The 9,754-nt window shown below is 58.1% G+C and carries 9 protein-coding genes; 5 read left to right on the top strand and 4 right to left on the bottom strand.

The genetic code is table 11. The annotated features are described in order from the left end of the window. Positions 1 to 58: 58 nt before the first annotated feature. From grxD to ALO43_RS01420, 3 genes are all read right to left on the bottom strand, one after another. A complete protein-coding gene (gene grxD, locus ALO43_RS01430) occupies positions 59 to 397 on the bottom strand; it encodes a Grx4 family monothiol glutaredoxin (protein ID WP_005889339.1) in 339 nt (112 codons plus the stop codon). An 88-nt stretch (positions 398 to 485) separates the two neighbouring features. Continuing rightward, on the bottom strand, positions 486 to 2,594 hold the full coding sequence (locus tag ALO43_RS01425) for a molybdopterin oxidoreductase family protein (RefSeq protein WP_054996994.1): 2,109 nt from the start codon (positions 2,592 to 2,594) through the stop codon (positions 486 to 488). 132 nt (positions 2,595 to 2,726) lie between these two features. Then, positions 2,727 to 3,020, bottom strand: a complete 294-nt coding sequence (locus ALO43_RS01420; protein ID WP_005889335.1) for a hypothetical protein — start codon at positions 3,018 to 3,020, stop codon at positions 2,727 to 2,729. A 449-nt stretch (positions 3,021 to 3,469) separates the two neighbouring features. Here ALO43_RS01420 and argF point away from each other — a divergent pair, with 449 nt between their 5' ends. Together argF and ALO43_RS01410 are read left to right on the top strand one after the other, a co-directional pair. Beyond that, entirely contained in the window at positions 3,470 to 4,390 is a 921-nt protein-coding gene (argF, locus tag ALO43_RS01415; protein ID WP_024671653.1) for an ornithine carbamoyltransferase, read from the top strand. Continuing rightward, the gene (locus tag ALO43_RS01410) at positions 4,387 to 5,460 is read left to right on the top strand and encodes an ABC transporter ATP-binding protein (protein WP_054996993.1); all 1,074 of its coding nucleotides are present in this window, start codon (positions 4,387 to 4,389) and stop codon (positions 5,458 to 5,460) included. The genes argF and ALO43_RS01410 overlap by 4 nt, the downstream gene beginning before the upstream one ends. Positions 5,461 to 5,469: 9 nt before the next feature. On the opposite strand, the gene ybaK is transcribed toward ALO43_RS01410, so the two are convergent. Then, the gene (gene ybaK / locus ALO43_RS01405) at positions 5,470 to 5,940 is read right to left on the bottom strand and encodes a Cys-tRNA(Pro) deacylase (protein ID WP_054989756.1); all 471 of its coding nucleotides are present in this window, start codon (positions 5,938 to 5,940) and stop codon (positions 5,470 to 5,472) included. 351 nt (positions 5,941 to 6,291) lie between these two features. On the opposite strand from ybaK, the gene ALO43_RS01400 reads away from it, so the two are divergent. From ALO43_RS01400 to ALO43_RS01390, 3 genes are all read left to right on the top strand, one after another. Beyond that, a complete protein-coding gene (locus ALO43_RS01400; RefSeq protein ID WP_024671656.1) occupies positions 6,292 to 7,149 on the top strand; it encodes an MIP/aquaporin family protein in 858 nt (285 codons plus the stop codon). Between the two features lie 46 nt (positions 7,150 to 7,195). Then, complete coding sequence (gene glpK / locus ALO43_RS01395) at positions 7,196 to 8,701, top strand: glycerol kinase GlpK (RefSeq protein ID WP_005889324.1); 1,506 nt, start codon at positions 7,196 to 7,198, stop codon at positions 8,699 to 8,701. Between the two features lie 100 nt (positions 8,702 to 8,801). Then, the gene (locus ALO43_RS01390) at positions 8,802 to 9,557 is read left to right on the top strand and encodes a DeoR/GlpR family transcriptional regulator (protein WP_005889322.1); all 756 of its coding nucleotides are present in this window, start codon (positions 8,802 to 8,804) and stop codon (positions 9,555 to 9,557) included. Positions 9,558 to 9,754 lie beyond the last annotated feature (197 nt).

Raw genomic sequence — 9,754 nt, 5'->3', positions numbered from 1 at the left:
ATCGTGCGACGCTCTGCGTCCTCCAGGTGACATACACGCCACGCTGGAGCGTAAGGTTTTACTCGGCTTTGGCAGGTGCTGCCTTGGCAGATGCATCCTTGACCAGCGTCTGCAGCGAACCGTCAGCCATCATTTCGCTGATGATGTCGCTACCGCCAACCAGCTCACCGGCAACCCACAGCTGCGGGAAAGTCGGCCAGTTGGCGTACTTTGGCAGGTTGGTGCGGATTTCAGGGTTTTGCAGGATGTCGACGTAGGCAAACTTTTCGCCACACGCCATCAACGCCTGGGAGGCCTTGGCCGAAAAGCCGCATTGTGGAGCGTTTGGAGCGCCTTTCATGTAAAGCAGAATGGTGTTGTTGGCAATCTGCTCTTTGATCGTTTCGATGATATCCATGATGCACCTCGGCTGAAATATCCGACTCAGTTGTCGGCACGGTGGCGCATTGTAACGAAAACCCGAGCATGACGCTCTGTCTTGCGCCTTAACAAGACACCACCTGCACCGGAACGCCGTTCAGCACAGCGTTGCCGGACAGAACATCGAGTTGCCGTTCGTCCGTCAGGTCGTTGGCACTCACGCCGGGCTGGCTCCGGGCGATCTCCATTTTCACACCGGCCCGCGAATGTCCCCAGCCATGCGGCAGGCTGACGACACCCGGCATCATGTCCAGATTGCTCAATACCTGGACTTCTATCACACCTACCCGCGAGCTGACCCTGACTTGCTGCCCGTCACTCAAGCCACGCCGCTGCAGGTCCTCAGGGTGCATCAACAGCTGATGCCGAGGCTTGCCTTTCACCAGCCGGTGGTAGTTGTGCATCCACGAATTGTTGCTGCGTACATGCCTGCGGCCAATCAGCAGCAACTCACCCGCCTGCTGACCAGGATCGGCAGCAAAGCGTGCGAGATCAGCCATGATCACCTCTGGCGCAGCCTGGATGCTGCCATTGGCGGTTTTCAGGCGGCTTGCCAGGTTTGACTTCAGTGCGCCCAGATCCAGGCCGTGGGGGTGGCCTGCCAGTGTCTGAAGAGACAGATTGTGGGCCGATGCCTCGCCATAGCGCCCCGCACGCAAACCGCGATCAATCATCTGCGCCGGTGGCAGGGTTAGCTTCAGCTCACGCGCAGCCTTGGCTGCAAACGCCTTGGCCAGGCCGACAAATATCTCCCAATCGTGCAATGCGCCCTCGGGCCTTTCGAAGATCGCGCGATTGAAGCGCGTGACGTTACGGATCGCCAGGGTGTTGAACGTGGTGTCGTAATGATCGTTCTCCAGCGCCGACGTGGACGGTAGGATCAGGTCGGCATGGCGAGTGGTCTCGTTGATGTACAGATCGATGCTGACCATGAATTCCAGACCCTTCAGCGCCTGATCCAGCTGGCGTCCGTTGGGCGTCGACAACACCGGGTTGCCCGCGACCGTCACGAGCGCGCGAACCTGCCCCTCCCCTTCCACGAGCATTTCTTCGGCAAGCGCCGAGACCGGCAACTCGCCACCGTACTCCGGGAGCCCTGACACGCGGCTTTGCCACAGATTGAAATGCCCGCCCGATGTCGAGCTGACAAGGTCGATGGCGGGCTCAGTGCACAGCGCGCCGCCGACACGGTCGAGATTGCCTGTCACCAGATTGATCAACTGTGTCAGCCAATGGCACAGCGTGCCGAACGCCTGAGTGGAAACGCCCATGCGTCCGTAACACACCGCCTGGTCGGCGGCTGCAAAATCGCGGGCCAATTGCCGAATCTGCCCTGCAGCGATGCCGCAGCGCGGGCTCATCGCTTCGGCATTGAAGTCGCCAATCGCTTTTCGCACCTCTTCCAGCCCGTCGACCGGCAGATGGCTCTGGCGAGTCAGCCCCTCTTCGAACAACGTATTGAGCAACCCGAACAGCAGCGCCGCATCGCCGCCAGGACGAACGAACAGGTGCTGATCGGCAATGGCAGCGGTTTCGCTGCGGCGCGGATCAATGACCACTAGCTTGCCGCCGCGTTGCTGAATGGCCTTCAGGCGTTTCTCGACATCCGGAACGGTCATGATGCTGCCATTGGAAGCCAACGGATTGCCTCCCAGAATCAGCATGAAGTCGGTGTGATCAATGTCCGGAATCGGCAGCAACATGCCGTGGCCGTACATCAGAAAGCTGGTCAGATGATGCGGCAACTGATCGACCGACGTCGCTGAAAAACGGTTACGGGTCTTGAGCAGGCCAAGAAAATAATTGCTGTGGGTCATCAGCCCGTAGTTGTGGACGCTGGGGTTGCCCTGATAGATCGCCACCGCATTCTGCCCGTGACGTTGCTGAATGGCATGAAGCCGCTCGGCAACCCGATCGAACGCGTCTTGCCAGGTGATCGGCTGCCACTGCTCCCCGTTGCGCAACATCGGTTGGCGCAAGCGGTCAGGGTCGTTCTGAATGTCCTGCAGCGCAACGGCCTTGGGGCAGATGTGACCACGACTGAAGGTGTCCAGCGGGTCGCCTTTGATCGAGGTGATTCGAGGGGCAGAGTCCGGCCCGGCCTCGGTCTCGATGGCAAGGCCGCAGATAGCCTCGCACAAATGGCAGGCGCGGTAATGTTCGGTCCGGGTCATCGCAGCCTCGGTTCTTGTCATGGCAATCAGACTGATTGCTTAACAGTCACTATGGTGCGTGCCGATGAGCTGCGCCACTGACGTCAGCATTGTGAATCGGAAAGCATCAGGCGCGCCGATGAGCAGACCGGGTCAGCCGCCCAGAGGTGTGACGACCTTGTGCTGAAGCTGGATTTCGGTGACGGTTTCGATCTGCTCCTGGGCCAGGTGAACACCGGTCAGATCGCCGATCAGACGCCAGTGTTCGTCGAGACCCGAACTGATGGTCGCCATTCGGTCGATCATGCGACGTCCCGCATTGCGCGTCACCTCGTCCTCGCTGCGCAGCAACTCAAAGGACATCGAGGTCATTGAAGCAGTCAGATGGGTGAGCGTACGGGCGGTCAGCCCCAGTAACTCCGTTAATTGACGCTCTTTTGAGTCCATTCCCCACCCCTCGATCAGTAAATGTTTCGGCAACGCTTTATAACCTGTGACCGGCATTAAAGAAACGGTCCCTGATCCAAGTCCGTGAAGCGCGTCGCATAAGCACGGCTGCGGAAAAGTGGACTGTTGCAGGATTGGTACTAATTGCCAAGCGCTATTTGAGCAGTGTACAAATGCTGCCTTCGGAAAAAGCAGAGAACGCCATTCGCCTTCTCAGCGTAGCCAGTTTTTAGCCTGTCAATGAAGTATTACAGCGCGCCTTTAATGGGCAGCGTCGAGGCTTCGGCTTTTCTGAAACACGCTTGCTATTGGTAAGACGCGACATTTTTTTATACTATCGCGCCTTCCTTATTCGTCGCTCCGTGCGGCCTCCGCCGCAGGTCTGCCCGTTTTCCCGATAAAAACCGGCTTTGATAACCTGCGGTCTGTTGCAAAAAAGGTAGTTAATCATGAATGCCAGGCACTTTCTCTCGATGATGGATTACACCCCGGACGAACTTCTGGGCATGATCCGTCGTGGCGTAGAGCTCAAAGACCTGCGAAATCGCGGCGTACTTTTCGAGCCGCTGAAGAACCGGGTACTCGGGATGATTTTCGAAAAATCCTCGACACGTACCCGTCTTTCTTTTGAAGCAGGGATGATTCAACTGGGTGGCCAGGCCATCTTTTTGTCGCATCGAGATACCCAGTTGGGCCGTGGCGAGCCAATTGCCGACAGCGCAAAGGTCATGTCACGGATGCTGGATGCGGTCATGATCCGCACTTATGCGCACAGCAACCTGACCGAGTTCGCTGCCAATTCCCGCGTGCCGGTGATCAACGGTCTGTCAGACGACCTGCATCCCTGCCAGTTGCTGGCCGACATGCAGACCTTCCTGGAGCATCGCGGCTCGATCAAAGGCAAGACGGTTGCCTGGATTGGCGACGGCAACAACATGTGCAACAGCTATATAGAAGCGGCGATTCAGTTCGACTTCCAGCTACGCGTTGCCTGCCCTGCCGGTTACGAGCCCAGCCCGCAATTTCTGGCCTTGGCCGGAGACCGCGTCACCGTGGTTCGTGATCCGAAAGCCGCCGTGACCGGCGCTCACCTGGTCAGCACCGACGTCTGGACCTCTATGGGTCAGGAAGAAGAAACCGCACGCCGCAAGGCGCTGTTTGCCCCGTTTCAGGTCACCCGCGCCCTGCTCGATCTGGCCGCCAGCGACGTCTTGTTCATGCATTGCCTGCCGGCTCACCGCGGCGAAGAAATCAGTGTCGATTTGCTGGACGACGCGCGCTCGGTCGCTTGGGATCAGGCCGAAAATCGCCTGCACGCACAGAAGGCGCTGCTGGAATTTCTCGTCGCGCCGTCCTGCAAGCCCGCATGAGCGAGTTGCTGCTGAACCTGCGTGACCTGGCCTGCGGCTACCAAAACCAGCGCGTGGTGCAGGACCTCAACCTGCACCTTAATGCGGGTGATATTGGCTGCCTGCTGGGTTCGTCGGGCTGCGGCAAAACCACTACATTGCGCGCCATTGCCGGCTTCGAACCGATCCATTCGGGAGAAATCACGTTGGCTGGCGAGGTCATATCCCGTCCCGGATGGACGCTTGCGCCGGAAAAACGCCGAATCGGCATGGTGTTTCAGGACTACGCGCTGTTCCCGCACCTGAGCGTCGCCGAAAACATTGCCTTCGGCATTCGCAACCACCCGCGCCTCGATCAGGTAATCGCTGAATTGCTGGAGCTGGTCAACCTCGGCGAATTGGGTAAGCGCTACCCACACGAATTGTCCGGCGGCCAGCAGCAACGCGTCGCGCTGGCCAGGGCGCTCGCGCCTGAGCCACAGTTATTGCTGCTCGACGAGCCGTTCTCCAATCTGGATGGCGAGTTGCGTCGGCGGCTGAGCCATGAGGTGCGCGACATTCTCAAGGCACGGGGCACCAGTGCCATTCTGGTGACTCATGATCAGGAAGAGGCCTTTGCCGTCAGCGACCATGTCGGCGTGTTCAAGGAAGGACGTCTGGAACAGTGGGATACGCCTTACAACCTGTATCACGAGCCGCTGACGCCTTTTGTTGCAAGCTTCATCGGGCAGGGCTACTTCATTCGCGGTCAGATGCTTGACCCGAAATCGGTGAACACCGAACTCGGCGTGCTGCGTGGCAATCGGACTTACCCCGGCATCAGCGGCAGTGCCGTGGATGTCCTGCTGCGGCCGGACGACATCGTCTATGCACCGGACAGCCGTTTGCAGGCGCAGGTCATCGGTCGGACATTCCAGGGCGCCTCGACCCTGTATCGCTTGCAACTGCCCGCAGGCAGCCAGCTGGAAGCGATTTTCCCCAGCCATGCCGATCACCGGCAGGGTGACAATGTGGGCATTCGTGTAGCAGCCGATCATCTGGTGTTATTCGCAGCATCTGGCAACATTGCGACGCGAACGCTGAACACCTGAGCGCCAGATTTATTCCCGACCGATAGGCGCGAACCTGGCCTGGGTATGCTCCGCGAGCATGTCCGCCGACAGCTCGACCTCAAGCCCCCGCCTTCCTGCGCTGACATATATGCTTTCAAAAAGCTGCGCAGTTTCATCGATGAACGTGCGCAAACGTCTCTTCTGCCCCAGCGGACTGATCCCTCCCAGCAAGTAACCAGTAGAACGCTGAGCCGCCGCCGGGTCGGCCATTTCGGTTTTCTTGGCCCCGCAAGCGTGCGCCAGAGCCTTCAGATCAAGCGTTCCGACGACCGGCACCACAGCGACCAGCAATTCTCCTTTTTCAGTACTTGCCAACAGCGTCTTGAAAACCCGGGCAGGCTCCAGCCCCAGTTTTTCTGCTGCCTCCAGCCCATACGACGCGGCTTTGGGATCGTGTTCGTAGCTGTGAATACGGTGCTCGACGCGGTTTTTCTTCAGTAAATCCAGTGCGGGTGTCATGCAGCGCTCCAAAGGGGTCGAGACGACGATCACTTTAAGCGAAGTAAAGTGAACATGCCTTGATTCACGCGACCTGTAACAATGATGGCCTTTTGAAAACTGCTCGAATACCCCGGTGTACAGCCTGCTGAAACGCCTGTGCGGTGTGTCGCAGATTTGCTGACCGTTCGGTTCCGACCTTTGACAGGGGGGATTCTTGCCTATATTTTTTCGTTTACGAATATTATCGAAAGCGCTTTTTCGGTATAACTCGTACCAGCGATCAGAAATGGGGTTTTTCTGATACGCATGAATAACGAGCACCCATGCCTGTCTCAGGGTGCCGAGACAAAAACAAAAAATGAGGTATCCATGACCATCGCACTAAAACAACCAACGCTCTCCGGGCAATGTGTAGCTGAATTTCTGGGCACAGCGCTGATGATTTTTTTCGGCACTGGGTGCGTTGCAGCGCTCAAGGTCGGGGGGGCCACTTTCGGCCTGTGGGAAATCTGCATCATCTGGGGCATGGCCGTCAGCATGGGCATTTACCTCAGCGCAGGTATTTCAGGTGCTCACCTCAACCCTGCAGTCAGCATCGCGCTGAGTCTGTTTGCAGGTTTCGAAAAACGTAAATTGCCGTTTTACATCTGCGCACAGATCGCAGGTGCATTTTGCGGTGCAGGTCTTGTGTACCTGTTGTACGTCAGCCTTTTTTTCGATTTCGAACATACCCACAACATCATCCGCGGCAGCCAGCAGAGTCTCGAGCTTGCGTCGGTGTTCTCGACCTACCCTAACCCTGCCATTTCCGTGGGTCAGGCATTTCTGGTCGAAGTGGTCATCACCACTATTCTCATGGGTGTCATCATGGCCTTGGGCGATGACAACAACGGCCTGCCCCGCGGCGCGCTGGCCCCTTTGCTGATCGGTCTGCTGGTAGCCGTGATCGGCAGCGCAATGGGCCCTCTGACCGGCTTCGCCATGAACCCGGCACGCGACTTCGGTCCGAAACTGATGACGTTTTTCGCTGGCTGGGGTGAAATAGCCTTTACCGGTGGTCGCGACATTCCTTATTTCCTGGTCCCGATTTTTGCGCCCATTCTGGGTGCCTGTCTGGGTGCTGCAGGCTATCGCACGCTGATTGCGCGTCATCTGCCGAGCGCCGTTTCTGCCGAACACGAAAAAGAAACACCCGTGGTTCGCGGCAAAGTTCAGGCTTCGTCCTGAACCCCATACAACGTTGAATCCCACCCAACAATGCAAGGCAATCGACATGACTGACAAACAGAACAAGAATTACATCATTGCTCTTGACCAGGGCACCACCAGCTCGCGAGCCATCATTTTCGACCGCGACGCCAACGTGGTGAGCACTGCCCAAAGCGAATTCGTGCAGCACTATCCGCAGGCAGGCTGGGTCGAGCATGACCCGATGGAAATCTTTGCTACCCAGACTGCATGCATGACCAAAGCGCTGGCGCAAGCAGACCTGCACCACGACCAGATCGCCGCCATCGGCATCACCAACCAGCGTGAAACCACCGTTATCTGGGAACGTGAAACCGGCCGCCCGATCTACAACGCGATCGTCTGGCAGTGCCGCCGCAGCACCGAAATCTGCCAGCAGCTCAAGCGCGACGGCATGGAGGAGTACATCAAGGACACCACCGGGCTGGTGATCGACCCTTACTTCTCAGGTTCCAAGGTCAAGTGGATTCTCGACAACGTCGAAGGCAGTCGCGAGCGCGCCCGAAAAGGCGAGTTGATGTTCGGCACCATCGATACCTGGCTGATCTGGAAATTCACCGGCGGCAAGGTTCACGTGACGGACTACACCAACGCCTCGCGGACCATGCTGTTCAACATCCATACGCTGGAATGGGATCAGCGCATGCTTGATGTGCTGGATATCCCGCGCGAGATCCTGCCCGAGGTCAAAAGCTCCTCCGAGGTCTATGGCCACAGCAAGAGCGGCATTCCTATTGCCGGTATTGCAGGCGACCAGCAAGCGGCGCTGTTCGGCCAGATGTGCGTAGAACCGGGTCAGGCGAAAAACACCTATGGCACCGGTTGCTTCCTGCTGATGAACACCGGCAAGAAAGCCGTGAAGTCTGCCCATGGCATGCTAACCACCATCGGTTGCGGCCCGCGTGGCGAAGTGGCCTATGCGCTGGAAGGCGCGGTGTTCAACGGCGGCTCTACCGTACAGTGGCTGCGCGATGAACTGAAACTCATCAACGACGCGCTGGACACCGAATACTTCGCCGGCAAAGTGAAGGACAGCAACGGTGTTTATCTGGTGCCTGCGTTCACCGGCCTGGGCGCGCCCTACTGGGACCCGTATGCCCGTGGCGCGCTGTTCGGCCTGACACGTGGCGTGAAGGTCGACCACATCATCCGGGCGGCGCTGGAATCCATCGCCTACCAGACCCGCGACGTGCTCGACGCCATGCAGCAGGACTCTGGCGAACGCCTCAAGTCGCTACGCGTAGACGGCGGCGCGGTGGCCAACAACTTCCTGATGCAGTTCCAGGCGGACATTCTCGGCACTCACGTCGAACGTCCGCAAATGCGTGAAACCACGGCGCTGGGCGCAGCCTTCCTGGCGGGTCTGGCAATCGGTTTCTGGAGCAGCCTGGACGAGTTGCGCAACAAGGCAGTCATCGAACGCGTCTTCGAACCTACCTGCGAAGAGGCGCATCGCGAGAAGCTGTACGCTGGCTGGCAGAAAGCAGTAGCGCGCACCCGTGACTGGGAACCGCACGAAAACCAAGAGTGATAAACGCTGTTGTGTAAGGGGGAGCAGGATTCCGGCTGACAGGTCACACGTGCCTGCGGCATGATGGGCGCCATTTGTAGAGGGCGCTCAAGGAAAAACAATGAACCTGCCTCCCCGCCAACAACAGATACTCGAACTGGTCCGCGACCGCGGTTACGTCAGCATCGAGGAAATGGCGACGCTGTTCGTCGTGACCCCACAAACCATCCGCCGCGATATCAATCAACTGGCGGAAATGAATCTGCTGCGTCGCTACCACGGCGGCGCGGCTTATGACTCAAGCATCGAAAACACCGCCTACGCCATGCGTGCGGATCAGATGCGCGATGAAAAACAGCGGATCGCCGAGGCCATTGCTGCGCAGATCCCGGACAACGCTTCGTTGTTCATCAATATCGGTACCACCACCGAATCCATTGCCCGCGCCCTGCTCAATCACAACAACCTGAAGATCATCACCAACAACCTGCATGTGGCGTCCATTCTCAGCACCAAGGATGATTTCGAGGTCTTGATCGCAGGCGGCAATGTTCGTCGTGACGGCGGTGTGGTCGGCCAGGGCAGTATCGATTTCATCAGCCAGTTCAAGGTCGACTTCGCGCTGGTCGGCATCAGCGGTATAGATGAAGACGGCAGCCTGCTGGACTTCGATTATCAGGAAGTGCGGGTTTCCCAGGCGATCATCGCCAACGCGCGCAAAGTGTTGCTGGCGGCCGACTCCAGCAAGTTCGGACGCAACGCAATGGTACGACTTGGGCCGATCACCCTGATCGACTGCCTGGTTACCGACCAGCCTCCGGTGCCTGCGCTTCAACAACTGCTGACACAGCACAAGATTCGTCTGGAAGTGGTTTGATTGTGAACACCGGTTTCCGACCAGCACGCGAGTAACGAGAGGCGTCCGGAACAACGTCACCACTGTCGTGCGATGTTCCGCGCCGGCATGCTGTTCCGAACTGCATGCTGGCCCAGGGCGTGTGCTCGTAGAGGTGCGGAAGTACGATCTTCCCCGCTTCACATCTAGCCCTACAATGTTCATTTTTGTTCTTTTTG

Origin of the sequence: Pseudomonas tremae (assembly GCF_001401155.1) — a bacterium.
Taxonomy (GTDB): domain Bacteria; phylum Pseudomonadota; class Gammaproteobacteria; order Pseudomonadales; family Pseudomonadaceae; genus Aquipseudomonas; species Aquipseudomonas tremae.
Note: the sequence above shows the minus strand (reverse complement) of the source record. Positions and strands in the feature narration are given on the sequence as shown.

Coding starts and splice junctions, on each gene's coding strand:
- grxD (WP_005889339.1), bottom strand. CDS start 397: ATGGATATCATCGAAACGATCAAAGAGCAGATTGCCAACAACACCATT.
- ybaK (WP_054989756.1), bottom strand. CDS start 5,940: ATGACACCCGCACTGGATTTACTGAAGAAAAACCGCGTCGAGCACCGT.
- argF (WP_024671653.1), top strand. CDS start 3,470: ATGAATGCCAGGCACTTTCTCTCGATGATGGATTACACCCCGGACGAA.
- ALO43_RS01390 (WP_005889322.1), top strand. CDS start 8,802: ATGAACCTGCCTCCCCGCCAACAACAGATACTCGAACTGGTCCGCGAC.
- ALO43_RS01420 (WP_005889335.1), bottom strand. CDS start 3,020: ATGGACTCAAAAGAGCGTCAATTAACGGAGTTACTGGGGCTGACCGCC.
- ALO43_RS01400 (WP_024671656.1), top strand. CDS start 6,292: ATGACCATCGCACTAAAACAACCAACGCTCTCCGGGCAATGTGTAGCT.
- ALO43_RS01410 (WP_054996993.1), top strand. CDS start 4,387: ATGAGCGAGTTGCTGCTGAACCTGCGTGACCTGGCCTGCGGCTACCAA.
- ALO43_RS01425 (WP_054996994.1), bottom strand. CDS start 2,594: ATGACCCGGACCGAACATTACCGCGCCTGCCATTTGTGCGAGGCTATC.
- glpK (WP_005889324.1), top strand. CDS start 7,196: ATGACTGACAAACAGAACAAGAATTACATCATTGCTCTTGACCAGGGC.